Consider the following 25,295-nt stretch of genomic DNA (forward strand, 5'->3'; position numbering starts at 1 on the left):
CCGGCAGCGCGTGGGGATCCGCAAACCACAACCGATTCAGGTATGATGCCCGATCATGGCGTCTCACCCCCTCATCATCCTCGGGTTCGGCTATACGGCACAGTGGATCTATCGCTTCGCTCTGGAACAATCCCTGACAGTCTTCGCAACCAGCCGCCTGCCTGACCTGCACCTCTCTCAAGTCGAGCCGACGGCACGTCTGCGGTTCGATTTGTCGGATGAGGCGACTTGGGGAAATCTCCCTCTGGAGGCCGATTGGATTTGGACCTTCCCGGCCGCCCCGCTGAAACTGGTACAGGCCTTTGCCCGACATTGCTGCCATCCCTCGCAGCGCCTCGTGGTCCTTGGCAGCACGTCTGCCTACGACCTCGACCGTGACCGCACAGCCTGGCCTCCTCCCTGGCTCGATGAAACTGCGCCCATCAACCGGACATTGCCTCGGGTGCAAGGGGAAGAGTATCTCCGGAACGAACATGGCGCGACCATCCTGCGCGTCGCGGGCATCTACGGACCGGGGCGCAATCCTGTGGACTGGATCGAGCAGGGACGCGTCGGCCCGACGAAGAAATTCGTCAACCTGATCCATGTCGAAGACCTGGCCAAGCTATCTCTGCTGAGCCTGCGCGAAGGTCTGCAGGGAGACACCTACAATGTCAGTGATGGGCAGCCTCGTCAGTGGTCGGACATCTGCGCAGAGGTGGCGCGCCGATGGCGGATCGTCAGCCCGCGTGACCGCCGGGAGGACGAAGCCGGCAAACGGATCAGCCACGAGAAGGTCCTGGCCCGCTTCCGCTATCGGCTGCAATATCCCGACCTGCTCGCAGCGTTAGAGGGGCTGCAACGGTCGTCCGTCTCCGTTCGAGAGCCGGTGCCCCGACACATTCCGACCCACACCGGCTGATGCCGCCATGGCCGACAATCGTCGTGAAAGCGCGACACCCGCCACCCGTTGACCTTCCGCCGTCCAGTGGGTGTCGTCCGGGATGTAGGTCAAGACGCCCGCCGCGGCAGCCTCCCGAAGCCCCGGCGTCAGATCCAGGAATTCGATCTCCGGCGAAACCTGCCGCACCATGGCGCGCAACTCATCCGGCAGGTCGTTCAGCGGCCACTGCTGCATTTCGGGAGTGAGAGGAGAAAAATTAGGCAGGTCACGATGCACTCGGTAGCTGACCGGAGCAAACGTCACCACGAACCGGATCCCCTTTTCTCGGCAGAGTTGATAGGCCTCGGCGAGAATGGCCCGCAACCGATTGAGGCGGAGACGATCCGTGGGTTTGAGCGGAGCAGGCTTCTCCCAGAAAAACAATTCGGTCGGCTGACCTTGTACCGGCTGAAAGGACCCGCGGTACCGCTCGTACGTCCGGTGCGGCACGCACCCACGCACGACGGTCCTCGACAGCAGCAGGAGATTGCGCGTCAACGAACGCATCCAATAGTTCTCATGCGCGACCCAGCCCTCCCCCGGAAGAAGGTCCGCAGCCTCCTCGTCCTCCTCCGGAGCCAACTGCAGCAGGTCGTTGCCCTCGAAATAGACCCATACAATGGTGTGCGGCTGCATCGGTAACGCATAACGTTTCAGCACGATCAATTCCTGCTCCGGCCCATACCCGCTCATCCCCAGGTTTGCAATGGGGCGCTGAAGATCCTGCTCCAGCCTGGTCGTCAGGAGGGCCGATGTCGGCAGCATGGGGGACTCGACATACGAATCCCCGATGACCACCACATCGGCACGGTCAAGATCCTCCTCGTTGCGAAACCCGCGGTGGTCGTAACGCAGATCGAACGCTTGCGACGGATGGGGCGGAAGGCAGAGCGCCTCGCCGATGTTGCCGCGCACGAACAACCCCTCCTCGCGATAGTGCGGTTGGCGGCGGTACGTCAGCTCAGGATCGCGAATGAAACCCGGCCGCTCGAACCAAGCGCGCCCCGTCGTCCCCAAGAGGGCTTGATAGTCGACCAGCCCCATCACACCCCCTAGCTCGGCGACAGCCAGCATGGTCACCCCCACGCCGGTCATCAAGACGAAACGGCCCCTGATCTCCTGACGCGGCAGATCCGACAATAACGCATACAGGCCCCAGGCCAGCAAATAGCCGCCGACCACGTTATCGAGGAGGTGCCCAAGGCTGGTGATGCCAGTCCACCAGAGCAGCAGATAACCGGCGGCGAAGATGGCCGCCGTGACGATCGCCGCCTTGTCTTTCATCACGATCTTACTCACGATGTGTCCAGTAATACTGGACAAGCGAGGTGATGTCAATCGACCTGCTTGCGCCCCAGCATCGTGGCTCCTTGAGACTCTGTTCCCAAAATGGTACATAGGCATCGGAGGCCCTCATGCCGAAGAAGGTCGCCAAATCGGCCGCGCAGTCCCACGACCGACAGGGAATCCATGTCGGGGTCATCCTCCGACGGCTCCGGAAAAGCCGGCAGCTGTCGGTGCGCACATTGGCCGACAAATGCGGCTTCTCTCCGAGCTTTATTTCGCAGGTGGAACTCCGACAAGCCTCTCCGTCCATCGCGTCGACCGAACGGATCGCCGCGGCCCTCGGTGTCACCCTGGGAGAGTTTTTTCAGACCGCCACCCCGTCATTGCCGGACGTGATTCGAGCGGACGCCAGGCCGGTCGTCCAGAGCGAGTGGTCTCGGGCGAAGATCGAGGCCCTCGGTCCGATCAGCGACAGCAGTCAACTCGAACCGATGATGATTACGTTGCAGCCCGGGGGAGCCAGCGGGTCACGCCCCTACAGCCGGGAGGCGGAACAGTTGGCGGTCATGATTCAAGGGAGCCTCGAATTGACCTGCGAGGATCAGGTGCATGCATTGAAACGGGGAGACGCCGCGCACATTCCCGCCGGGAGCCGTCATTGCTGGCGCAACCGTCACCGAACCCCTGCCCAAATTCTCATCGTCACCGTGCGACCACGCCGTTAAGGCTCAGGGTCGCAACAGGGTCAACAGGCTGAGACAGACGAGCAGGTTGTTGACGGCATGCCCCAGGATGCCCGGCCAGAGGCTTCCGGTCCGTTCATAAGCCCAGGCCCAAACCAGCCCGCTCCACAGCACACTGAGGAACCCGATCAGGCCATAGCCGTGGGCCACGGCGAACAACAGCGCGCTCATGGCAGCGGCGGACCACCAGACAAAGCGGCGGCGCAGGACGGCGAACAAGAGTCCGCGAAAGGCCAGTTCTTCGAACAGCGGGGCAAACAGCACGTATTCCGACAGACTGACGAGCAACGTCGAGGGCGCGCCCCAGGCCAGATCGGCATCGAACCATTCCGTCCAATGACCGACCAGCTGGAACGGTTCAGCGATCCTCCCCAGCACCCACTCCCCGACCAACCCAGCGGCGGCCACGACCATCAGCACGAGTCCTACGTGAGGCAGCCGGCGGGCCTGGAGTCGGAGACCCAATCCGGAGGCGAAGGTTTGACGTTGAGGCCGAAACAGGTGGACATAGGCCAACGCCAGCAAGGGCAGGTTCGATAGCGGAACGGCCAACACCCGTAGCGAAGCGATATCCCCGGCAGTGAAGAGAACGGTCAAGGTGATGAGCGCCCCGATGGCGCCGCCGCGCAGCAAGACGGCCATTCCAAGCCCACCGGCCCAGAGCGGCGGGAGGGTGGCCGCCCCCACGCGAAAACGGTCCGCCGGCCTCCCCCGTCGCAGCCACTGGAGAAAGAGGCCCAGGCCCGTCACCATCAAGCCCACCTCAGCCCAGGCCAACAGCCGCGAGCGAGTGACCAACCTCGCCACCCGTTTCTGCGCCGCTCCCTCGATGGTCGCAAGTAACGGCCCATCCCCGGCGCGCTGGGCGAGCCGGCCGGCGAGCCGAGCGTAGAACCATCCCGAGATGGGCCATTCCGCCATGTGTGCCTGGAGTTCCAGCGCCGTCGATCGCCCCCCCGGCCCACCCCAATAGGCCGCTTCCAGACATTGCGCGAACAACCTGTAGGGATCTCCCTGTCTCTGCCATCGGCCGGCCTTCAATCGGACCTCCTGTAGAGAGCCAGACTCCGCTTCCAAAACCGCCAAGTGGAGGTCGACGAAGGGATCGGGGGACTCGTCCGCCAGTTCGCGATACCATTCGATGGCCTGCTCGCGGTCGTGGGCCCCGCTGCCCATCACGAGCGCATACAATCCCTGCTCCCAGGGAGGAAGGGCCTTGATCCCCGCCTCCACCTCCATGAGCCGACCGACCATCAGTTGGAGTGCCCGCTCGGCCTGCGGGACTCGATCGAGCCGCGGAATCGTGACCGACAGCCAGGCCAACAGGGCCAGTGAGGCACAGAGAATGGCTCCTGACAGCCACGTCACGCCCCTGTAAAATCCTGGATCGTAGGGATACGGAGGTGGTGGGGTACCGACAGAGGAGGGCGGGGTGACCGCAGCCTCGACAGGCGACAGGGTCGGCGTCTTAGTTTCCATGGAACGTTCGGGCCCTCACGAGCGCTGGAGTATACCATCGGCATACCGGCGGCGAAATTGCGCTCCGTCACGCACGGCCGCAATCCGGCCACAGCAGACCCATGGCTGAAACCCCGGTTGTTTCGCTATACTACGGCTCCCGAACGAGGCCCGTGACGTTCGCCACTGATGATGACTCCCGGCACCCATTACGAAGATTTCACGCCCCCGTCGCGCCTCCTGCTGGGCCCTGGCCCGAGCCTGGTACACCAGCGTGTCCTGACCGCCCTGTCTCAACCGCTGATCGGCCATTTGGATCCCCTGTTCCTGAAGATGATGAACGAGGTTCAGACGCTGCTCCGCGACACATTTCGCACCAAGAATGAGTTCACCGTCGCCCTGTCAGGCACGGGCTCGTCCGGAATGGAGGCGGTCGTCGCCAACCTGATCGAACCGGGTGATCGCGCGCTGGTCGGGCTGAACGGCCTATTCGGTTCCCGCTTGGCCGCCATGGTCGAACGGGCCGGCGGCACACCTGTGCCCATCGAAGCCCCGTGGGGGACGCCCATTTCCGTCGACCGTCTGGCAGAACACCTCAGTCGTTCGGCGCCCGTGAAGGCGGTCTTGCTCGTCCATGCCGAAACCTCCACCGGTGCCTGGCAGCCTCTCGATGGGGTGGCGGCCCTCTGTCGCAGCCACGACGCGTTGCTGATCGTCGATGCGGTGACCTCGCTCGGCGGGGTGCCGGTCGAAGTGGATGCCTGGGGGGTCGATGCCTGCTACAGCGGCACGCAGAAGTGCCTGAGCTGTCCTCCCGGCTTGGCTCCGCTCACACTCAGTCCGCGCGCGGTCGCGGCGCTCCGTGCCCGGCGCACTCCCTGCCGGAGTTGGTATCTGGATCTCTCTTTGATCGCCGACTATTGGGCCGACGAGCGGCGCACCTATCACCATACCGCGCCTATATCGATGCTCTACGCACTCCGTGAGGCGTTACGGATCGTGCATGAGGAGGGACTTCCGAAACGGTTTGCTCGTCACCAACAGGCGAGCCATGCCTTGCTGGCAGGCCTGGAGACCTTGGGGCTCCACCCCCTTCCCCCGGCCGACCATCGACTCCCCATGCTCAATTGCGTGACGCTGCCCGATCACGTCGAGGATGCGGTCGTACGAACCCAGCTGCTCACGGACTACGGCATTGAAATCGGCGGAGGCTTGGGGCCCCTGCGCGGGCGGGTCTGGCGAATCGGGCTCATGGGCGAATCGTGCCGGCAAGCCCATGTGTTGACCCTGTTGCGCGCACTGGAAGAGATTTTCGTAGGCCGCGGATGGCTGTCCCGTCCAGGCCAAGCCGTGCAGGCAGCCCTTAACATTTACAGTCGTTCCTAGAGGTCGGCGAGGAGGCAGGTATGAGTCGAGGCGGTTTATGGATCGTGGCAGCGGGAGTGGCCGGCTTTTGCGCTGCCGTCACCTATTGGGTCATTGCGCTGGCCCTGGCCGAATCACGCAAAGCGGATATGGTGTCTCCGGAACGCGTCACGACCTTCATCCATGCCGTGTTGGAGGCCAACCGGGCCAACTACACTCAGAACGTCGTCGACAAGTTACATGACCAAGGCGTGGTGGAGGCCTTGGAGCATTGGAAAGAGGAGAAGGGGCTGCCGCTCCCAGCCCAGTTTTTGTTGGAGTCCGGCCGCTTAGTCGCACAGAAGGGGATGAAGCTGAGCTTCCGTCTGGCCAGCCTCACCCCCATCTACGTCTGGAACGGACCGAACAGCGAATTCGAGCGGCGCGGGCTTGAAGCAGTCATGAATGCCCCGGGAAAACCCTTCACGGGGTTTTTTCAACAGGCCGGCGTGCGTTATTTCCAGGGGATCTATGCCGACCGCGCGGTTTCCGAAAGTTGCGTCTCTTGTCACAACGGCCACGTCAACAGCCCTCGGCGCGACTATAAGCTGAACGACATCATGGGGGGCGTGATTATCACTATACCCATCAGCGAGGCGCCATGACGATCGCCATTCGCCGGCTCCGGATTCTTGACGGCCTCGGTCACCGCCTCGAACGAGGGACCCTGGTGATCGAGGGATCGCATCTTGTCGCGGTCGGACCGGACCGGGAGGTGCGTCTGCCACGCGGAACGACACGGATCGACGGCGGCGGACTCACCGTCCTGCCGGGGCTCATCGATTGCCATGTGCATTTTTGCCTGGGAGCGGAAGCGGATGTCGTCGCCGCAGTGGAACGCGAATCCTCGGCTCTTACCCTGCTCAAGGCTGCCGACCTGGCGCGCCGGACGCTGCAGGCAGGCTTCACGACAGTCCGGGACGTCGGGTTTCGCGACCACGCGGTCTTCGCGCTCAAACAGGCCATCGGCTCCGGCATGACTCCGGGCCCCAGGATCCTGGCCGCCGGCTTGGCGATCTGCATGCCTGGCGGGCATGCTCGATTCATCGGCCGGGAGGCCGCCGGGATCGAGGCCGTTCGTGCTGCGGTGCAGGATCAGCTGGCCGCAGGGGCCGAGGTCATCAAGCTGATCGCTTCAGGGGGGGTACTGACGCCGGGCACGTCCCCCGATGAGGCCCAAATGACCGTCGAGGAACTGACGGCGGCCGTGGAAATCGCCGTGGCCCATGGACGCCACGTGGCAGCCCACGCCCATGGGGCGAGCGGAATGAAGAATGCCCTCCGCGCCGGGGTCCATTCCATCGAACATGCGACCCTCATGGACGACGAGGCCGCAGCCTTGATGATGCAACGCGGGGTCTTCATGGTCCCCACCCTGTCCGCTTTGGCCACGACCGCGGCCTGTCCGGCCGGTTGCGGCATTCCGGACAGCGCCCGCGCCAAGGCCAAGAACATGGTTCGCCGGCACGAGAAGAGTTTTCGCGCCGCCGCCTCGCGAGGAGTGCCCATCGCCCTTGGCACGGACGCGGGGACGCCCTTCAATTACCATGGAGACAACGCCCAGGAACTGGAACGCATGGTCGCGTTGAGCATGACGCCCATGGAGGCGATCACGGCTGCGACCTCGGCAGCCGCTCGACTACTGAGGCTGGACCGGGAAATCGGAACCATTGCGGCGGGCATGCAGGCGGATCTACTGTTCGTCGAGGGAAACCCGCTCAGGCAGATCGGCTTGTTGAGGAGGAAAGACCGCATCGCGGGCGTGATGCAGCAAGGGACGTTCGTGTTTGGTCCGCTGGCAGCCGCCGCGCCTTATCGACGTTCGTAGAGGAGCTCGGCCGCCGCCGTAAACCCCTTCAACCGTCCTTTGCGGAAGGCTTCGTCGAGCCGTCCCCGGAGCGTCCGCAGGCCGCCTTCATCACCGCGCGCCACCACCGACTGCGCCGCCATCATCTGCAGAGCCACTTCGAGCAACCGCTGCTTGCGCTGCTCCATCTCGGGCGTCACGAACTCCTCGATGATTTCCGAGGCTCGCTCCTCGATGATCGGGACCTTGAAAGAATCGTAGCCCTGCTGCGCCACCGTCCGCTCCCGAATCACCGCCAACTCAGCCCTGATCCGCGGCAACATCGTCATCAGGACGGCGAAGACTTCTTTCCGCCCCTCGTCGAACAGCTTCTTCTCCATTTCATCGAGGATGGCGGCCGGATCGACCGTCTCGCTCCGCGGCTCGTCTCCCCAATGCAAGCGGTCGTAGGTGCGTCGACGTTCCGGATCGCCGAGCACCTCATAGGCGGAGTTGATCTCGCGGATCTTGTCTTGAGCCTTCTGATCGTCGGGGTTCCGATCCGGGTGGTGCTGGAACACCAGCTTGCGGTAGGCTTTTTTGATCTCATCGTCGGAGACGTCGCGGGACAGGCCGAGGACGCGGTAGTAATCGACTCGCGGCATAGTGGCGGCGACTATACCACGTCCGCCGACGGCCCTTCACCTTGACATGAATGCCGCCGCGCCGTAGCCTGGCGCGGCATGGTGAGGCCAGATGGGAGGAGCAACGCATGACGTGGACGGCAGGCATCACCCGCTACCAATGGCTGGTGTTGTTTGTCGCCTGGCTCGGTTGGGTGTTCGATGCCATGGACGCCACGATCTACGCCATCGTCCTTCATCCGGCGCTACAAGACCTCTTGCAAGCGGGCGCGACCGGCAGCCCGGTCAGCGACGAACAGATCGGGTGGTACGGCGGCATCGTCTTTTCGATCTTCCTGGTGGGCTGGGCAATCGGCGGAATCGGATTCGGCCTCGCGGCCGATTACTTCGGCCGGACCACCACTCTGGTCGCCACGATCTTGATGTACGCCGTCTTCACCGGGATGGCGGCGTTGTCCCAGGAGTGGTGGCACCTCGCGCTCTCCCGATTCTTGACCGCCCTCGGCATCGGCGGCGAATGGGCGGCAGGTGCGGCCATCGTGGCCGAAACCTGGCCTGAGGACGCCCGAGCGAAGGCCGCCGGCATTCTGCAATCGGCCTGGGGCGGAGGCTTTTTCCTCGCCGCCGCCCTCAATTTGTGGATGAAGGACTCCGGCTGGCGGGCCTTGTTTCTCGTCGGCGTGCTCCCGGCCTTCGTCGCCCTCTTCGTCCGTTGGTGGGTAAAGGAGCCGGATCGCTGGATCCAAGCTCATGACCGTGAGTCGCGTTCAGCCCAGACGGCCTTCAGGCACCTGAAAGAATTGTTTCAGCCTGCGCTCCGACGGGGCACCCTGGTCGGCTCGACCCTCGCCTTCGTCGCGGTGTTCGGTTTGTGGGGAGCGACCAACTGGGCCCCCACCTTGGTCCGTGCCATGCCCGACCTCCAAGGACAGGACCGGGCCGAGATGACCACGAGCGTGAGTTATGCCATCATGGCGCTGAATCTTGGAGCCATGGCCGGGTATCTGGGATTCGGTCCGCTGGCAGAGCGGCTCGGCCGGCGTCTCGTGTTCGCCCTGATGTGTGTGGGCAGCCTGGTCATGTTGCCGGCCACCTATTTTGTGCCGCACAGTTTTCCGGAAGTGCTGCTGCTCCTCCCGGTCCTGGGATTTTTCAACAACGGCATCTTCAGCGGTTTTCCGATTTATCTCCCTGAACTATACCCGACACGGCTGCGGGCGACCGGCGCGGGCTTCTGTTTCAACGTCGGACGGGTCCTGGCGTCGGCCGCTCCCTTCGTGACCGGCTGGCTCGTCACCACACTGGGCTCCTTCAACCGGGCCGCCGGCACGATCGCCTTGATCTACGTACTGGGGTTGCTCGTGCTGCCCTTCGCGCCGGAGACCAGAGGTAAACCGTTGCCGGAGTGAGCTGCGGCAACCCCGAACCCGAGCACCATGACCGATTCGCCGCCTGACGATCTGCCCCGCTTTCTGCCGCTCGGTGACCAGGCCCTCACGGTCGAATTCGGCCGGACCCTCGACCGTCGCACGAATGAGCTGGTCCTGGCCTTCGTTGCCGCAGCGGAAAAGGCGTGTCTCCCCGGTGTCATCGAAATCGTGCCGACCGCTCGTTCCGCGACCCTCTACTTCAATCCGCTTGTGGCCGATGTGGACCGTCTGCAGGAATACCTTCGCCGGTTGGTCGAGCAGTCTCAGGCCCGTCCACGGCGATCACCCCGCCGTCACACTATTCCCGTGTGGTACGGCGATGAGGCTGGACCGGACCTGCTCGACCTGGCGCAATCCGTCGACCTGACAGCCGACGCCGTCATCGCCTTGCACGCCTCGGTGACCTATCGAGTCTTCATGTTGGGCTTCAGCCCTGGATTTCCCTATTTGGGCAGGGTCCCGGACCGCATCGCCGTTCCTCGACTGGCGACGCCTCGCACCCGCGTCGAAGCCGGCTCCGTGGGCATTGCCGGCCCTCAAACGGGGATCTATCCGCAAAGCAGCCCGGGCGGCTGGCGCATCATCGGCCGCACACCGGTTCGGCTCTTTGCGCTGGACAGGCCTCACCCCTTTCTCTTGGCCCCAGGAGATCGGGTCCGCTTCGTACCCATCGGGAAGGAGGAGTTCACCAGCCTGAACGGTCCCACGCCATGACGACGCACCGAACCATCGATGTGAATTGTGACTTGGGAGAGGGGCGCACGCCGGGCGAGCGACACCTGGAAACGCAGCTCATGGATATCGTCACCTCAGTGAACGTGGCCTGCGGAGTCCATGCGGGGTCGGCAGCGGTGATGCGGCAAACCGTACGGCTGGCCCATGCGCGCGGCCTGGCGATCGGAGCCCATCCGGGATTGGCGGACCGCGAACACAAAGGCCGGCGGGAACAGGCGCTTTCTCCCGACTTCGCACGCGAACTGGTCGCCGCGCAGGTGAGCGATCTCTTGGCCATTTGTCGCACGGAGGGGGCTCGACTCACCCACGTCAAACCACACGGCGCCCTGTACAACATGGCCGCCGGAGATCCTGCGCTCGCCGACGCAGTGGCCGCGGGCATCGCCCAGATCGGCCCGCAGCTGGTCTTGATCGGCTTGGCAGGGTCCCAACTGTTACGGGCAGGACGAGCTGCGGGAGTGACGGTAGCAGCCGAAGGGTTCGCCGATCGAGCCTACCGACCGGATGGGCAGCTCGTTGCACGGCACCTTGCCGGCGCCCTGATCGAGGAGGAAACGGCGGTCGTCTCCCGCGCCCGCTCTCTCATCCTCCATGGGACCATCCAGGCGATCGACGGCTCGTTGTTGCAGATGCACATCGACACGCTCTGTCTACACAGTGACACCGCCGGCGCCGTCAGACTGGCCTTCGCCCTGCGCAAGATGCTGAAACAGGAAGGCATCACGGTACAGCGACTCCCCCATGCCGGCTAACAACCCCATCATCCACGTCCTACGCCCGGGCCTGTTGACCACGGTCCAAGACCTTGGCCGATTCGGCTACCAACGGTTCGGCGTGTCGGTGAGCGGCGCGATGGACCGTTGGGCCCTGGCCGTGGGCAATCGGCTGGTCGGCAACCCCGATCACACCGCAGGCCTGGAAATCACCCTGCAAGGCCCGGAGCTGCTCTTCGAGCAGACGCTCGCCATCGCCATCACCGGAGCAGATCTCTCTCCCACCTGCGACGGCCATCCCCTCCCCCTGTGGACCCGGCTCACCCTGCCGGCTGGAAGCCGCCTGCAATTTGGGCGGCGGCGTCACGGCGCGCGCGCGTACCTGACGGTGAGAGGCGGCATTGAAAGTCCGCTCATGTTGGGCAGCCGGTCGACCCATCTGCGGAGTGGTCTCGGCGGTCCGGCCGGCCGCGCCCTACAGAAATGGGACCGGCTGATGGTGGGGAAGGCAGGAAAGCGACTCGGTTCACTCGAAGGGCAATCGCTGCCGGACTTCCTTCGCCCGTCGTACTCCACCGCCCCGACCCTGCGGGTCATCCCAGGCCCGCAGGCTGAGTGTTTTCCGCCGGAAACCTTTCGGTTGCTGGCCGAGCAGCCCTATCGAATCACCGCTGACTCCGATCGCATGGGGTATCGCTTGCAGGGACAGGCCTTGCCCCCTCGCGACCCCACGGATATCGTCTCCGACGCGGTCACCTGTGGGGCGATCCAGGTTCCGGCCGATCAGCAACCGATTTTGCTCATGGCGGACTGCCAACCGACCGGCGGATACGCAAAGCTGGCCACGCTGGCCGGCATCGACCGCTCGCTCGCCGCACAAGTCCTTCCCGGCGATCATCTCTCCTTTGTTGTCATCCGGGCCCACGAAGCCATCGTCCTTGCGCGCGCGGCCCATGCGAAGCTGGACCGACTGCTTCCCGCTCACAACACACCGGGCGGCCTCGCATGGTTCTAAGTGAGAAAGCGACAGGTTTGAGGCCAAGTCCTTGACATGGTCGCGAAGAGACTTATGATGAAACCATGAGCACAACAAGCGCCCCACGACAGATGACCTACGATGAAAAAAAGGCGGCCGAAGCCGCCTTCACGGGCCGTCCGTTCAACCCGCAATGGTCGGATGCGGCCCGACTTGTCTATGATGGCATTGTCGCTGCGATGGACAGGCAGGCTCGAGTCGCCGATCATACGAACGACTTCGAGCCGGTAGGACCAGCGGCGTAACCGGGCCGGTTGCAGTCAGTTCCCCGAAGAGGGCGGATCTTCCGTCGGAGGCCCTTCTGCCCGGCCTCTGAAAGAAGCGCCCTCATCCCCCTCTGCCCTTCGTCTTCCGCTCAGCGAGGAACCGCTTGACCCAGTTGCGTTCCTCCTCCTCATTCGAGACCTCGCCATCCAGCTTCGCATCGGTCAGTCGAGCCAGGATGGTCCGATACTCCGGTCCCGGCTTGAGTCCCAAAACCTTCAACTCCTTGCCTCCGAGCGTGGGCTTCACCAGGCGATAGGCCGTGAGATAGGACGCGATCCGACGCCTGGCCCATTCCGCCTTATTCTTCCCCATCAAGAACAGAAGGGTTTCATCGGACAATCCCTCCAGCAATCGAACCGTGCCCGATGGACGAAGCGGGGCGCGCCGGTTCAGCTGCCGACTGATCTGTTGAGTGGAAAACCGCGCCGAAGTAAGAGCCGCTCGCTCTCCTTCCGTAAAGGGGAACCGCTCCAAGACCTCCCGCACCGCCTGATCGGGCAACATTTCGACCAACGCCATCGCATAGACCAGCCACCGGTCGATCGGCCGATCCAGACAGGAAAACCGGTGCCAGTCCAACGCCGATTCAATGTCGGCGAGGCGGCGATCCAAGCGGCCGGACCATTCGAGTTTCGGATGGACGAATCGGAGCAATTCCAAGTCCGCAAGGCGGCGAACCGCATGTCGCGGCGTCCGTTCCGAAAAGAGCAGACGCAGCTCGTCCAAGAGCCGCTGTCCGGACAGTCGATGGAACAACTCCATTTTCACCGCGCCTTTGATCAACGCGAGCGTTTCCTTGCTCAGGTGAAATCCGAAGCGCAGTTCGAATCGAATCGCCCGAAAGACTCGCGTGGGATCCTCGACAAAACTCAAACTGTGCAGGACACGGATGATGCGTTCCTTCAAATCACGCTGGCCGCCGTAGAAGTCGATGAGCTGGCCGAATGCTTTCGGGTTGAGGCGCATCGCCAACGTGTTGATCGTAAAATCACGACGGTACAGGTCTTTCTTGATGGAACTTTGCTCGACCGTCGGCAAGGCCGTCGGGTACTCGTAATACTCCGTGCGGGCGGTCGCAATATCGAGCTTGAAGCGGTCCGGGAATACCACCACTGCCGTGCCGAACCGCTCGTGCACCCGCACGCGACCGTTGCGTTCCGTCGCCAGGGCACGGGCGAAAGCAATGCCGTCACCTTCCACCACCAAATCGATGTCGAGATTGTCGATCCCCAGCAAGAGGTCGCGCACGAACCCGCCCACCGCATAGGCTGTGCAGCCGAGGCGGTCGGCCAATTCCCCGGCCTCCTGCAGCAGATGCAACACGTGGTGCGGGATCCGTTCCCGCAACAATCCGGCCACATCGCGCCGCCGCACACCGCTCAGCGACTCGAGGGCCATCAGCGACTTGGGTTTGCTGCGCGCGGAGGCAAGCACATCCTCGTGCAGACTCCGGAGTAAATCGGTCCGCGTAATCACTCCGACCGCCTTCCCACCCGACAACACGGGAACGAATCGTTGGTTGAATTCGATCATGCGACCTTCGATTTCGTGGAAGGGCGTGTCCGGCTGGGCGCAATACTGATCGCCCCGCGCGAGGTCTTCGAGCCGTTGTTCCCCTAGGCGATGGAACAGCGCCTTCTGGACGATCTCGCGCGAGATGAGGCCGGCATATCGATCCTTGGCGTCGAGGACCGGCAAGACGTTGACACCATACTTGGTCATTCGCCGTTCCGCCTCGACCACCGACGCGTCCACGGAAATCGAAATCACCGGCTTCGTCATCACATCGGCCGCCACCATCGTGGGACGATAGCGTTGCGTGAGCAGCGCCGTCAGTTGCTGCTGCACCTCGACCAACGTCCGTCCCTTGATACTCGCCGCGGCAGCCGCGGCATGTCCGCCCCCGCCGAATTCCCGCGCAATCCAGGCGACGTCGATTTCCGGACGCCGACTCCGTCCGATGACCTGCACCTTATCGTCCATCGCAATGGCGACGATGACGGCGTCCAACCCTTGCAATTCCGCGAGCCGTTGCGCCGCTTCCGCCAGATCTCCTTGGTATCGATCATAGGCGCTGATCGCGACCAGAATTTTCCTTCCTTCCAGGTAATAGATTTCCCCCGACTGCAGCAAATCATTCAGGAGAGCGATTAGATCAGGATCCAAAGGGTGACGGAGGGTTTCCGCCACGACCGTGAGGTCGGCTCCGGCTCGCAGGACAAACGCTGCGGCCTCAAGATCGCGCGGCGTCGTCGAGGGGTAAGCCAGCGACCCCGTTTCTTCGTAGAGTCCAAGCGCCAGCACCGTGGCCTCGAAGGAGGTCAGGGCCACCTGATCCGCTTTCAGCCGTTCGACGAGGATGGTCGTGGTCGCACCGACGGCCTGGAGCTGCCGATGCACCGTCCCTCGCCACAGCGAGGATGTCGAGCCATCGCTCTCGTCCGTCCCGTGGTGGTCGTAGATGATGACTTCCAGGTCCACTCGTGACGCCAGCTCGCGAAAGGGCCCGAGCCGTTCCGGTTCCTGCACATCCACCAGAATCAGCCGTCGGATCTGATCCGGGGCCACGTCCCTGAGCTTGGTCATGCCCAGGTCGTGGCTGGCGAGAAAGTGTCGCACCGCTTCCTGCGCGCCGCCGGGCAACACCAATAACGCGCCTGGATACAGCTTGCGCGCGCCGACCATGGAGGCAAGGCCGTCGAAATCTGCATTCAGGTGGGTCGTGATGACGTCCATGCCGCATTCTAACAGCATTGTCCGGACGATTCAGGGCGGCTGCCGAGCGATTCTGCCGTCTACACAACCATGCCGCCTCCCGGTCCCGGAAGACGGCATGTGATGGCTGGTGTTGGCCGGACCAGATGTTATCGCTGCTGCCGGTCGTGCTTTTGTCGGGCAATGTGGCGTGATGCCCGATCTTGCGCATGGTTGAGTTTCGTCCGCTCCCGTCTCGTCATGACGCCGTCCGACTTGGCTCGATCCTCCATTCGATTGATGTGCTCCTGCTGAGCATTCAGACGCCTGGCTTCGCGTTCGTTCAACTGTCCGCCGGCAATTCCCTGGTCGATGCGCTGCTCTTGATTGGCCTGCCGCTGATCGATGCCGGGCGTATTTGCTTGCGCGAATACCGATGAGGCAAGACACATCGACAACCCAACGACTCCCCAGATCACCTGCTTCATACATCCTCCTGTGGGTGGGTGGAAGGCACGACCGTTGTTGGCTTTCACAACGTACAGGGGAGGATGGTGGTTGACAACGAAACGGCAGGTTTCGGACGCCTCTCTCGTCAACTCGACTAGGGGGCTGGTTTCGCTGCCTGCAGAAAGACGATGTCGCCGTAATAGGCCACGGCCCGCTCCTGCGTGTTGTCCGTGTCCGTCATAATGGCGATACCGTTGATGGCCGGAGGATCTTCTCCGAATGCCAGCCGGTAGTCTTCATACACGTTGCGTTCTTCTTCGACCCATGCTCCGACTTTCGTGCTGCCGCTTTCGACCACGATCATCTTCGCGAAGTCGGTAAAGGCATTGTCCACCAGCGTACCCACGGGACTCTTTCCATCCCAAATGTAGTTGAGCGCCGCGATGGGAATGGCGCCGAATAGGGCTTGCCCGGCCAGATACTTCAGTTTCTTTCCCAGACTAACCCGATCAGGCTCATAGGCAAACGTCACATAGAGTCTGGCAGGATAATCGTCCCCGGCTTTCCGCCGCACATCACCCTTCTCCAGCACGTTGCCGACCCGCCACCGCCACCGCAGGATCGGATAGGCGCGCGGATCGATCGTCACTTCCCTGATCAACCCTGAAGCAGACGACTCGCTGACCGCCTTGACCACCGAAATGCCGTCATCCTTGACCAGCGAATAAACCGTGTGCCGTGCGATCTTGTTGAAAGTGAGCGGCTTCCACCCATCCGGCACCACCGTGCCTGCACCGGCAGCGGAAAAGCGTCCCACTTCCAGCACAGTCGGCTCTTCCGCCGACGCGACAGATGCGCTGACCAGGCAGAAGCAGAGCGACCGCAGCAGAAGGTTCATCGTTTGTCAGCGCCTCATCCACGCAAACAGCTTGATCAGGCGAGCCTTCGTCTGCGGCGTGAAATGTGCTTTTCGCCAGAGATTCACGACCTTTTTGTTCACGTCCGCCTGTGTGGGATAGGGGTGGATGGTAGCCGCAATCGTCTTGACCCCGACCCCGGCCTTCATCAACACCGAAAATTCGTTAATAAGGTCTCCCGCATGCGCGGCGACGATCGTCGCGCCGAGAATCTTGTCGGTGCCCTTTTGAATGTGGATCCGCGCGAAGCCATCCTCTTGACCGTCCAAAATGGCGCGGTCTACTTCGCCAAGCTGATACGTATAGGTCTCCACTTCCAGCCCCTGCCGCTTCGCATCCGCCTCATACAGACCCACGTGCGCAACTTCCGGACTCGTGTAGGTACACCAGGGCATGATCAAGGAATCGGCCGACGCATAACCCAGTCCCAGCGGGTGGGGAAACAGCGCATTTTGGATCACGATCTGCGCCATGGCATCCGCGGCATGGGTGAATTTAAAGCGCGAGCAGACATCCCCTGCGGCATAAATCGTGGGATTCGTAGTCTGTAATCGACTGTTGACCGTCACGCCGGCGCCATCGAACTCGACCCCGACCGTATCCAGTCCCAGTCCTTCAACGTTTGGCCTGCGGCCCACCCCGACGAAAATGTTGTCCACCGTCACATCATAGCGTTGATCGTGTGACTCCAGCCTAAGTCTTGTACCTGCGCCCCCCTTCTCAACCGTGAGGCCCTTGCCGCAACACAGGATCCGAACGCCGTCCCGCGCCAAGACTTGCTGAACGACCTCGGCCGCATCCCGATCCTCATTGGGCATGATGCCGTGCATCGCTTCAACCAGGGTGACCTGGCTGCCGAAGCGCGCAAAGGCCTGGGCCAATTCGCACCCGATCGGGCCGGCCCCGATGATGCCGATGCGCGAAGGCAATTCGGTGAGCGAAAAGACCGTGTCATTGGTCAGATATCCGGTCTGGTGCAGGCCTGGTATGTCAGGGACGGACGCACGCGCCCCTGTGCAGATCGCCGCCTTCGTAAAAGACAGTACCCGATTTCCCGAAGGTCCCTCCACTTGAACGGTCCGTTCGCCGCTGAACCGTGCGTTGCCGAAATACACATCCACCCCGAGCGAGCGATATCGATGTGCCGAATCGGTATGGCTGATCCTGGCGCGTATTTGCCGCATGCGAGCCATGGCCGCGCCGAAGTCATACCGCACACCTGCTGGCACGTGAACCCCGAAATGAGCCGCATCCCGCACCGCAGCCCAGGCGTTGGCCGCTCGAATGAGCCCCTTGGACGGCACGCAACCGACGTTCAAACAGTCTCCGCCCATCAGGTGCCGTTCGATGAGCGCGACCTTAGCGCCGAGACCGGCCGCCACCACCGCCGTCACCAGCCCGGCGGTTCCGGCTCCGATCACGACGATGTTGTAGCGCTCGTTCGGCTCAGGGTTCTGCCAATCGGGGGGATGAACGTTCTCCTCCAGCTTGCGGTTGTGCTCGTCGTTCGGGAGCAGACGTGACTCAGGTTCTCGATTCATGGCAGGCATCACTTTCTAGGTCAGCGTGCTCACACCGAAGGCCTGACATACTGCTTGTAGAGTACCGGAACCAACGCCAGCGCCCCCAACAACGTGAACGCCGTCAAGACATTCGGGGAGGCAATTTCCCGCAACGAGTTGATGGTGCCTAGTTGGCGCCCCGCGTAGGCGAACACGAAACTTCCAGGGATGATTCCCAAAGAAGTGGCCGCCATGTAGGTGCCAATGGAAACGCGTGTCAGTCCCGACACCATATTCACGAGGAAAAAGGGAAATAGGGGAATCAACCGTAAGGTCATCAAGTAGTTAAACGCATTTTTGGCGAACCCCTCTTGAATGGGCGCCAGTCGGACGCCGAATTTACGCTCGACCCAATCTCGCAACAGATAGCGGGCTGCAAGAAACGCGAGCGTCGCCCCGAGCGTCGCCCCGACATTCACATAGAGCGTTCCCAGCAGACTGCCGAATAGAAACCCTCCCGCCAGCGTCATGATCGTCCCGCCGGGAAGGGACAAGCCGACGACGGCGCAATAGGCCACCACAAACAACGCGACCGCGCCCACATAATTCGCCTCCGTAAAGGCGAGCAGGCGATCCCGGTTGGCCTTCAGTCCCTCCAGCGACAGGTACTGGCCGAGATCCAGGTACAAGAACGCGGCGATACCGAGTGCCACTGCGCCGGCCAACACAAATTTGCCAAATCCATGACGCTTCAACCCATCATGCTTCACAGTGGCGGGAGATTCGAGGGTCGTAGCCATGGCGCGTGCGCGTATCATGGTGACTCCTTGTCCCTCTGTCAATCCAGGCCGTTCACACCGGCCGGGGACTGGATGGAACAGACGAGAGCCCGGAGACGAGGCTCAAGGAGGAATGTCGTCCCGCCGAAAGTTCTATTGCCGTGACGGCCCCAATGGAAGTATTGTCGGACTTCTCAACCACCGATCGAATGGCTGGGTGCTTCCATGACGACCACTCCGAACCAGCGACATCCCGTACCGCCCGGCGAGGCAAAGAGGCTTCCTGTGTGGATGCGCCCCTGCCCACATTGTTTCTCGATCCTTCGGAAAGAATCGCCCGAAGAAACATGGCGTTGCGGCTGCGGCTGGCAAATTGATTGAAGTGCTAGAATAAGGCGTAGGGGGGTGAGATAATGGGACCTCTCTCGGTGCACGATATGAAAGGCGGATTTTTTCTCATTGCCAGTTTCCTCCTCCTGGCGACGATCTGCGCGGTGGCCGCATTAGGCACGTTGATGCGTCCCCAGCGTTGGTGTGAACGCGAGACCAGGCTGCACGTCTGATCGCGCCACACAACGCTCCCGGGAAGGCCGTGACGATGAGGCGAGCCTCCACCGCCGGACGTCCCGCGCACTTCCACGGTTCCTCTCCGTTCTCATGCGCTCTCACCTGTGTCGCCCCACAGCCGGATGGACTTTCCCTGTTGCGGCAGGACCTTGTCATCGAAGGGGCTCTTCGCCTACTCTGTCGTATCGGAGGTCCGCGATGGAACGAAACGACCGTCTCGTGAGAAGCAAGGAAAACCGGGCGAAAGCTCGACGTGGTGGCGAGGAGCGTGAAGTGTTCTATGAGGGAGACTGCCGCCTCCCTCCAGGACAACACCTCGTTGAAAACTGGCCCGTCCTGGACCTTGGCTACAAACCGGATATTTCCCTCTCCGACTGGACGCTGACGATCAGCGGCGCGGTCGCCAATCCTATCATCTGGGCTTGGGCTGACTTTCTGGCCCAGCCGCAATTCCGGGATACGTCGGACTTCCACTGCGTCACATCCTGGAGCCGTTATGACAACGAATGGGAAGGTGTCAGTTTCAAGCAGGTCATGGAGGTCGTCAGGCCCCACCCGGTCGCCCGATTCGTGCTCTTCAAGTCCTATGACGACTACACCACTAACCTTCCGCTAGAGGCTTGTGACGACGACGACGTGTTGCTGACATACAAATGGAACGGCAAGCCTCTCACTAGGGACCACGGGGGGCCGGTGCGCATGATCGTCCCCAAACGGTATGCGTGGAAAGGTGCCAAGTGGATTAAAGAGATCACTTTCGCCGAGCGGGATGAAAAAGGCTTTTGGGAAGTACGAGGCTATTCCAACAGCGCCCTCCCCTGGGACAACGATCGCTATGGATGATCAGGTGTCCGCGTGACCCCTCGCGGTGACGCCCACAGGGTCCGACAGGTCGACATCTGGCCGTTGGATGTCCCCATCACAGATCCCTTCGCCGTGGCGACGGGAACGCGGTCGATGGCCGAGAACGTCATCGTCCGGATCACCTTACGAGACGGCACCCAGGGATTCGGGGAAGCCGCGCCGTTTCCCGAAGTCGGAGACGAGAACCGTGATTCCTGTCTCACGGCCATTCGGAAAGTAGCCCCGTTGCTGCTCGGCGAACCGGTCGCTTCCTTTCAGCGCCTGTCAGACCGGTTCCGCGAACAGACCCTCGCCCATCCTGCCGCCCGTTGCGCACTAGAGACGGCCCTCCTCGACGCTCATTGCCGCTCACACGGGATTCCTCTCTGGGAACTCTGGGGCGGGGCCGATGTCCGGCCTCGGGAAACCGACATCACGATTCCCATCTGCAGCCTGGAGAAGACCCTGCACCTCGCGCGAGGCTGGTATGCGAAGGGTTTCCGCCTGCTGAAGATGAAGGTCGGGCAGGACGTGGATCAAGATATCCGGCGGCTGGAAGCCGTGCACCAAGCCCTCCCCGGCCTCGCGTTCATCGGCGATGGGAATCAAGGGTTCTCTCGGGAAGAATGTCTGTCGTTCGTCGCTGGCGTGAAACAATTCGGCGGGCGCCTCGTCCTCCTGGAACAACCGGTCGTACGCGACGACCTTGAAGGCTTGCACGCAATCCGGCACCTGACGGGAATTCCCGTGGCCGCCGACGAGTCCGTGCGCTCGCTTGCCGAGGCCCAACGTGTGGCGGACGCCCAGGCAGCCGACTATATCAACATCAAAATCATGAAAACCGGGGTTTTGGAGGCCTGCCGTATCGCCCGATTCTCCCGATCCGTCGGGTTGCAACTCATGGTGGGGGGCATGGTCGAAACCCGTCTGGCCATGGCCTGCTCCTTCAGCTTGGTCCTCGGTCTGGGTGGATTCGATGTCCTCGACCTAGACACACCACTGCTCCTCTCCATGGATCCGGTGGTCGGAGGGTACCGCTATCAAGGGCCCACCCTTCAGCCCTGGCACGACCCAGGGCTGGGAATGCAGCTCTTCCCTCCCGAACCTTGCATTACCATCACCTCATGAACTGACTCGTTCTGCCTCATCGGTCGCTGCACGTTTCCGAAAATCTTTTGCCGTTTCCCTCCTTTTCTGAAAAATTGATCTCAAACAGGTTGGCTCCACTTGTGAGGGATTCCATGAAATCGATGCCCCCATCACCGCGTCCCGCGACCATGTGTGCACGCACCATTCGCCGGGCAACCATCGGATGCCTGGTCGGCGGCACCGCATTGATCCTCAGTGCATGTGTCTCTCAGCACACCTACAGCCAAGTCAAACAACAGGCGAACGCGCAGGCTGACGAGCTGACGGAGGCGCAAACGGCGATTCAGGAGCTTGAGCGCGAACGGGACCGCCTCCATGCGACCAACCGGCGAGAGGAGTTGGCGCTGGCGAAGCTCAAACAGGAAATCAAGGAAGTCCAGGTTTCGTACGAGGACATCCACAAGGCCAATCAAGCCAAGCTGGAAACCCTACGGCTCAACATCGCAAACCTGAGAGCCCGATACCAGACGATGCTGAGGGAAATCAACCAGACCAAGCAGCTCGAGCGCCGCCTGGAAGCCGTGACAGCCCGCTACGAGCAAGAAATGGCCAAACAGCCTGCCGCGCAGGCAGTCATCCCGACTTCCGGGACAGAGGGACACCAGGATCTCGACCTGGTTGCCGTCATCACGCCACAACCGTCGCAGATACAGCTCTCAACCTCCGCCGCCGGCTCAACCAGTCAAGCCGGAGAGGCGGCCGAAGCTCCGGGGAATTCCTCGCCAGGGCCAGCCCTGGCACCTCAACTCCAGCCTCCGACAGCCTCCGCTACCTCGCCGGCAACCGCAGCCGCGAAACCGCCGCTCGCCGCGGCCGGACCCAAGCCGGTATCCCCTGCAGCAGCCCACGCTCCGGCGCAGGAAGAATCGTGGTTCTCCAACTTCACCGGTTGGCTCACCTCACTGCTCGATTGGCTCTGGGTCTGAGAGAAGATCGTTCCCTCTCGTAAGTCTCGCGGTTTCCTCCTGGCTCTCCAGGCAGTCAAGAGGGAACCACCGACCTACCCCTGCCCCTCCCCCTCGCACTTCTTGCAGTTCAAATAGGTACCGAGAAAGGATCGCCGCCCCTCCTCCGTCAACACCCACGGACGACTCGTCATCGGCGGCTGATGGCGCACGTGTTGACCGTGACCACATTGAAGATCGGCCACCCAATGGCCCTCGTCATCCTGATGATAGCCCACAATGGCTTGTTGCATGACGGCCCCTTGCCTTCTGAAATGATCGTCGAAGCCCGTGCCGAAGCATGGACAGGCTGTGCAGACCATGCTTGAACATTGACACTCGGCGGTTTTCCGGCCTCCCGAGGACTATGTTACACTCCGACCCCACGAGAGCGTAACATGTTCGGCAGGAGGACGAGAATGGCGAAGGCGGACTATCGAATCGGGATTGTCGGCGTGGGCCGAATGGGGGCCAACATGGCTCGGCGACTCCACGACCTCCATTACAACGTCGTGGCTCTTTACGACGTGCTGGCACAGCAGGCGACCACGTTGGCAGAGGAGCTCGGCTGCGAGGCGGTTCCGACGCCGGCGCGCGTGGTAGAACTCGCCAACACGGTCCTCACCGTCGTTTCCGACGACAGGGCGATGCAGAACATCTATGCACCAGCACAACCGGACAGCCTGTTGCTCCACGCCGGCAATCGACTATTCATCAACTGCGCGACCTTGTCTCCCACCCTCCACCTCGAGGTCCAGCGTCTCGTGGAACAACAGGGAGGGCAAAGCCTCGAAACCTGCATGGCCGGCAGCGTCACCCAAGCCCGCCAAGGCACGTTGTACCTGATGTGCGGCGGGCGGGCAGATGTCTTCGAACGGGCCCAGCCGCTGCTGCAGGACCTCAGCGCCCAACTACGGTATATCGGACCAGCCGGGGAAGCGGCCAAGGTGAAGGCCCTCGTCAATATGGTCATGAACGCCAATACCGCCGCCCTCGCTGAGGGGCTGGGCCTGGGATCGGCGCTGGGATTGGACCTGACGATGCTGCGCGAAGTGTTTTCGCAAACCGGCGCCAACTCCCGGGTGCTTGAGACCGACGGCGAGGACATGCAGAGCCGAAGTCATGACTGCTATTTCTCCGCCGCCCATGCGGCCAAAGACTCCGGGATCGCCCTGTCCCTGGCGCATGAGGTCGGATTGGAGCTCCCCCTCGCCAAGGCCGCCTATCACCAATACGCGCGGCTGGTGAGCCTCGGAAAGGGGGAATTGGACAAATCCGCCGTGGCCGAGCTGACGTTCAAGGAACGACTCAGCGGATAGACCAGGCATCGAAGGCGCTCCTCAGCGTATATCGAAGGGCCGCTCTGCGCGAGCGGAAGCCGGCAGATACCGCCATCGCTTTTCATGATCGACATCGAACGAGCCCAAGAACGTCGCGCCTGGCTCCAACGATCGAAACTCCACCAAGCGAATCACGCAGGCTTCGGACTCGATCACCCTCGCATCGTACTGGCCAAGCACGAGCAGACTACCGGAGGGATGGTGATAGAGATTCCTCCTCCCGACATACCCGGTATCGGGAAACAGTTCCACCGTGGCCGGACAGCCGGATGGTCGTTCGATGTGAAGGATCAGCCGAAAGCGGGCAAGAAAGGGATGGGTGGCCAGACGGGTGACAGTCAGCCGATAGCCGGCCGCGGGCAGATCGACCACGGCGGGCTCGGGCTTGTCACTATTGCAGCCCGTAAGGAGTAGAGCCAGACCGATCACCAGCCGCCCCGGCTCCCTCACCCCCCTCACTTGGCGCCGGGAACCTTCGAAGCGGCGCCGATCGCGTCAAGTCCGGCTTCGGCGCACGCATCGTCCAGATGCGCACCCGGCGCACCTCCCACTCCGATCGCGCCGACCGTTTCACCGGCAATTTCGATCGGCAAGCCGCCGCCGACCATCAAGATGCTCTCGTTCATCTCGCGCAAGGCCTGTAAGGCCGGTTGTTTGGCGATCATCTCCGCCAGATCCGTGGTCGGGCGGCGGAGACTGGCAGCGGTGTAGGCTTTCTTTCGACTACTGTCGACCGTATGCGGGCCGGCTCCGTCCGCGCGCAGCATAGCGCGCAGCACCCCGGCGCGATCGACCACAGATGCGCTCACGCGGTATCCATCCTTCTTGCAAAAGTCGACGGCCGCCTGCGCGGCCTTGCCGGCTAACACCACAGGGAGCACGGATTCCTTCGGCAAATCCTCAGCCGCGCCTGCCACGCCTTGCGCCACGCCGGCCATCAACAAGAACCCGACTCCCATCTGAATGCCCTTGTGCATCACATCCTCCCTTGCGTGAAACGATTGTGAATAGTGCCCACGCCCCGTTCGATGCATGGCAAACGGCGAGCCTACGGCGACAGGAGTGTTCTGTCAATGCTTGACCCGGAGATTTGCAACCAGGCAGTTTGGGCAGAGAGCAAGACGAAACAAGAGCGAGGGTGAGAAACGCGCCGAGATGATGTGGGTTAGTACGTGGAAATCGGATGAATGGCGGGGCTCATTGGACCGGGACGTTGCAGCTCTTCGATCCACACCTTGGCCTGGGCGACGTAGAATGTGTAGTCCGTCTCCGGGTACCCAGCTACGACGGAATACAGGAGTTGCTCCGCCTCTTGTTCGCGCCCGGCAATGACGCTGGTGCGCGCCGCCTGCAGGGTACAGGAGGCAGCCATGGCCTTGGGATCCACAGTGGTTCGAACCGGCTGGCGCATCACGAACCGATCGAGCGACTTCAGTAGATCGGAAGAAGGGTTGAGGGAAACATCAGCCGACTGCCGTAACTGCTTGGCGGCAGAGAGGACCGTCTCGACATCCGGACTGGTCTGACAGTGCCGATAGAGTTCCCACAAGGACATGACGGAAGCCGAGCGTGTTCCGACCCCCTTCTCGGCTGGTGCGAGCACCTGGCATCCCGCCATAAGGAGCGCACAGGCTACCACGCCCGCCTTCCATGGCATCAGGCGAATGATCATGCCTATCCTTACC

26 protein-coding genes and 1 pseudogene are annotated in these 25,295 nt (G+C 62.4%); 15 read left to right on the forward strand and 12 right to left on the reverse strand.

Going from position 1 to position 25,295, the window contains the following annotated elements; genetic code table 11:
- Positions 1-55: 55 nt before the first annotated feature.
- On the forward strand, positions 56-901 hold the full coding sequence (locus HRU82_05855) for a hypothetical protein (GenBank protein QOJ34502.1): 846 nt from the start codon (positions 56-58) through the stop codon (positions 899-901).
- On the opposite strand, the gene HRU82_05860 is transcribed toward HRU82_05855, so the two are convergent.
- A complete protein-coding gene (locus HRU82_05860) occupies positions 827-2,221 on the reverse strand; it encodes a hypothetical protein (protein ID QOJ34503.1) in 1,395 nt (464 codons plus the stop codon). The two genes, HRU82_05855 and HRU82_05860, sit on opposite strands and share 75 nt — an antisense overlap.
- Before the next feature lie 116 nt (positions 2,222-2,337).
- Between HRU82_05860 and HRU82_05865 the strand changes: the two genes are divergently transcribed.
- Positions 2,338-2,934, forward strand: a complete 597-nt coding sequence (locus HRU82_05865; protein ID QOJ34504.1) for a cupin domain-containing protein — start codon at positions 2,338-2,340, stop codon at positions 2,932-2,934.
- A 3-nt stretch (positions 2,935-2,937) separates the two neighbouring features.
- Here HRU82_05865 and HRU82_05870 read toward each other — a convergent pair whose 3' ends face one another.
- Positions 2,938-4,431: a CPBP family intramembrane metalloprotease gene (locus tag HRU82_05870; protein ID QOJ34505.1), complete on the reverse strand. Its 1,494-nt coding sequence runs from the start codon at positions 4,429-4,431 to the stop codon at positions 2,938-2,940.
- Between the two features lie 171 nt (positions 4,432-4,602).
- Here HRU82_05870 and HRU82_05875 point away from each other — a divergent pair, with 171 nt between their 5' ends.
- Genes HRU82_05875 through HRU82_05885 form a run of 3 tightly spaced genes read left to right on the forward strand, consistent with a single transcriptional unit; the run spans position 4,603 to position 7,642 of the window.
- A complete protein-coding gene (locus HRU82_05875) occupies positions 4,603-5,796 on the forward strand; it encodes an alanine--glyoxylate aminotransferase family protein (protein QOJ37121.1) in 1,194 nt (397 codons plus the stop codon).
- 20 nt (positions 5,797-5,816) lie between these two features.
- Positions 5,817-6,419, forward strand: coding sequence for a DUF3365 domain-containing protein (locus HRU82_05880; GenBank protein ID QOJ34506.1), 603 nt, complete (start codon positions 5,817-5,819; stop codon positions 6,417-6,419).
- Positions 6,416-7,642 carry an amidohydrolase family protein gene (locus HRU82_05885; protein ID QOJ34507.1) on the forward strand — a complete coding sequence of 409 codons (1,227 nt, stop codon included), beginning with the start codon at positions 6,416-6,418 and terminating at the stop codon, positions 7,640-7,642. The genes HRU82_05880 and HRU82_05885 overlap by 4 nt, the downstream gene beginning before the upstream one ends.
- Here the strand turns inward: HRU82_05885 and HRU82_05890 are convergent.
- A complete protein-coding gene (locus tag HRU82_05890; GenBank protein ID QOJ34508.1) occupies positions 7,627-8,265 on the reverse strand; it encodes a DnaJ domain-containing protein in 639 nt (212 codons plus the stop codon). The two genes, HRU82_05885 and HRU82_05890, sit on opposite strands and share 16 nt — an antisense overlap.
- 107 nt (positions 8,266-8,372) lie before the next feature.
- Here HRU82_05890 and HRU82_05895 point away from each other — a divergent pair, with 107 nt between their 5' ends.
- The 5 genes from HRU82_05895 (at position 8,373) to HRU82_05915 (ending at position 12,403) form a co-directional block, all read left to right on the forward strand.
- Complete coding sequence (locus tag HRU82_05895) at positions 8,373-9,653, forward strand: MFS transporter (GenBank protein ID QOJ34509.1); 1,281 nt, start codon at positions 8,373-8,375, stop codon at positions 9,651-9,653.
- Positions 9,654-9,680: 27 nt separating this feature from the next.
- Positions 9,681-10,388 (forward strand): 5-oxoprolinase subunit PxpB, encoded by a 708-nt coding sequence (gene pxpB / locus HRU82_05900; GenBank protein ID QOJ34510.1) that lies wholly within the window; start codon positions 9,681-9,683, stop codon positions 10,386-10,388.
- Entirely contained in the window at positions 10,385-11,161 is a 777-nt protein-coding gene (locus tag HRU82_05905) for a LamB/YcsF family protein (GenBank protein QOJ34511.1), read from the forward strand. The genes pxpB and HRU82_05905 overlap by 4 nt, the downstream gene beginning before the upstream one ends.
- Positions 11,151-12,137 (forward strand): biotin-dependent carboxyltransferase, encoded by a 987-nt coding sequence (locus HRU82_05910; GenBank protein QOJ34512.1) that lies wholly within the window; start codon positions 11,151-11,153, stop codon positions 12,135-12,137. The genes HRU82_05905 and HRU82_05910 overlap by 11 nt, the downstream gene beginning before the upstream one ends.
- A gap of 65 nt (positions 12,138-12,202) precedes the next feature.
- Positions 12,203-12,403, forward strand: a complete 201-nt coding sequence (locus HRU82_05915; GenBank protein QOJ34513.1) for a hypothetical protein — start codon at positions 12,203-12,205, stop codon at positions 12,401-12,403.
- Positions 12,404-12,485: 82 nt separating this feature from the next.
- Here HRU82_05915 and HRU82_05920 read toward each other — a convergent pair whose 3' ends face one another.
- The 5 genes from HRU82_05920 to HRU82_05940 all read right to left on the reverse strand — a co-directional run bounded on the left by HRU82_05920 (position 12,486) and on the right by HRU82_05940 (position 18,806).
- Positions 12,486-15,161, reverse strand: a complete 2,676-nt coding sequence (locus tag HRU82_05920; GenBank protein QOJ34514.1) for a CBS domain-containing protein — start codon at positions 15,159-15,161, stop codon at positions 12,486-12,488.
- A gap of 128 nt (positions 15,162-15,289) precedes the next feature.
- Positions 15,290-15,607 carry a hypothetical protein gene (locus HRU82_05925; GenBank protein ID QOJ34515.1) on the reverse strand — a complete coding sequence of 106 codons (318 nt, stop codon included), beginning with the start codon at positions 15,605-15,607 and terminating at the stop codon, positions 15,290-15,292.
- Positions 15,608-15,723: 116 nt separating this feature from the next.
- On the reverse strand, positions 15,724-16,467 hold the full coding sequence (locus HRU82_05930) for a DUF3047 domain-containing protein (GenBank protein QOJ34516.1): 744 nt from the start codon (positions 16,465-16,467) through the stop codon (positions 15,724-15,726).
- Between the two features lie 6 nt (positions 16,468-16,473).
- A complete protein-coding gene (locus tag HRU82_05935; protein QOJ34517.1) occupies positions 16,474-18,027 on the reverse strand; it encodes a mercuric reductase in 1,554 nt (517 codons plus the stop codon).
- A gap of 29 nt (positions 18,028-18,056) precedes the next feature.
- On the reverse strand, positions 18,057-18,806 hold the full coding sequence (locus HRU82_05940) for a TVP38/TMEM64 family protein (GenBank protein QOJ34518.1): 750 nt from the start codon (positions 18,804-18,806) through the stop codon (positions 18,057-18,059).
- Positions 18,807-19,180: 374 nt separating this feature from the next.
- Here HRU82_05940 and HRU82_05945 point away from each other — a divergent pair, with 374 nt between their 5' ends.
- The 4 genes and pseudogenes from HRU82_05945 to HRU82_05960 all read left to right on the forward strand — a co-directional run bounded on the left by HRU82_05945 (position 19,181) and on the right by HRU82_05960 (position 22,252).
- Positions 19,181-19,330: a hypothetical protein gene (locus tag HRU82_05945; GenBank protein QOJ34519.1), complete on the forward strand. Its 150-nt coding sequence runs from the start codon at positions 19,181-19,183 to the stop codon at positions 19,328-19,330.
- Between the two features lie 202 nt (positions 19,331-19,532).
- The gene (locus tag HRU82_05950) at positions 19,533-20,177 is read left to right on the forward strand and encodes a sulfite oxidase-like oxidoreductase (GenBank protein ID QOJ34520.1); all 645 of its coding nucleotides are present in this window, start codon (positions 19,533-19,535) and stop codon (positions 20,175-20,177) included.
- 39 nt (positions 20,178-20,216) lie between these two features.
- Positions 20,217-21,305: pseudogene (locus HRU82_05955) on the forward strand (dipeptide epimerase).
- 122 nt (positions 21,306-21,427) lie between these two features.
- Positions 21,428-22,252, forward strand: coding sequence for a hypothetical protein (locus HRU82_05960; GenBank protein ID QOJ34521.1), 825 nt, complete (start codon positions 21,428-21,430; stop codon positions 22,250-22,252).
- 74 nt (positions 22,253-22,326) lie between these two features.
- Here the strand turns inward: HRU82_05960 and HRU82_05965 are convergent, their stop codons facing one another.
- Complete coding sequence (locus HRU82_05965) at positions 22,327-22,524, reverse strand: DUF3565 domain-containing protein (protein ID QOJ34522.1); 198 nt, start codon at positions 22,522-22,524, stop codon at positions 22,327-22,329.
- A gap of 165 nt (positions 22,525-22,689) precedes the next feature.
- Here HRU82_05965 and HRU82_05970 point away from each other — a divergent pair, with 165 nt between their 5' ends.
- Positions 22,690-23,589 (forward strand): NAD(P)-dependent oxidoreductase, encoded by a 900-nt coding sequence (locus HRU82_05970; protein QOJ34523.1) that lies wholly within the window; start codon positions 22,690-22,692, stop codon positions 23,587-23,589.
- A gap of 21 nt (positions 23,590-23,610) precedes the next feature.
- Here HRU82_05970 and HRU82_05975 read toward each other — a convergent pair whose 3' ends face one another.
- The 3 genes from HRU82_05975 to HRU82_05985 all read right to left on the reverse strand — a co-directional run bounded on the left by HRU82_05975 (position 23,611) and on the right by HRU82_05985 (position 25,282).
- Positions 23,611-23,982 carry a hypothetical protein gene (locus tag HRU82_05975; GenBank protein ID QOJ34524.1) on the reverse strand — a complete coding sequence of 124 codons (372 nt, stop codon included), beginning with the start codon at positions 23,980-23,982 and terminating at the stop codon, positions 23,611-23,613.
- Positions 23,983-24,065: 83 nt separating this feature from the next.
- Positions 24,066-24,569: a heme-binding protein gene (locus HRU82_05980; protein QOJ37122.1), complete on the reverse strand. Its 504-nt coding sequence runs from the start codon at positions 24,567-24,569 to the stop codon at positions 24,066-24,068.
- A 206-nt stretch (positions 24,570-24,775) separates the two neighbouring features.
- Complete coding sequence (locus HRU82_05985) at positions 24,776-25,282, reverse strand: hypothetical protein (protein ID QOJ34525.1); 507 nt, start codon at positions 25,280-25,282, stop codon at positions 24,776-24,778.
- Positions 25,283-25,295 lie beyond the last annotated feature (13 nt).

Source organism: Nitrospira sp., assembly GCA_015709715.1.
Taxonomy (GTDB): Bacteria; Nitrospirota; Nitrospiria; order Nitrospirales; family Nitrospiraceae; genus Nitrospira_A.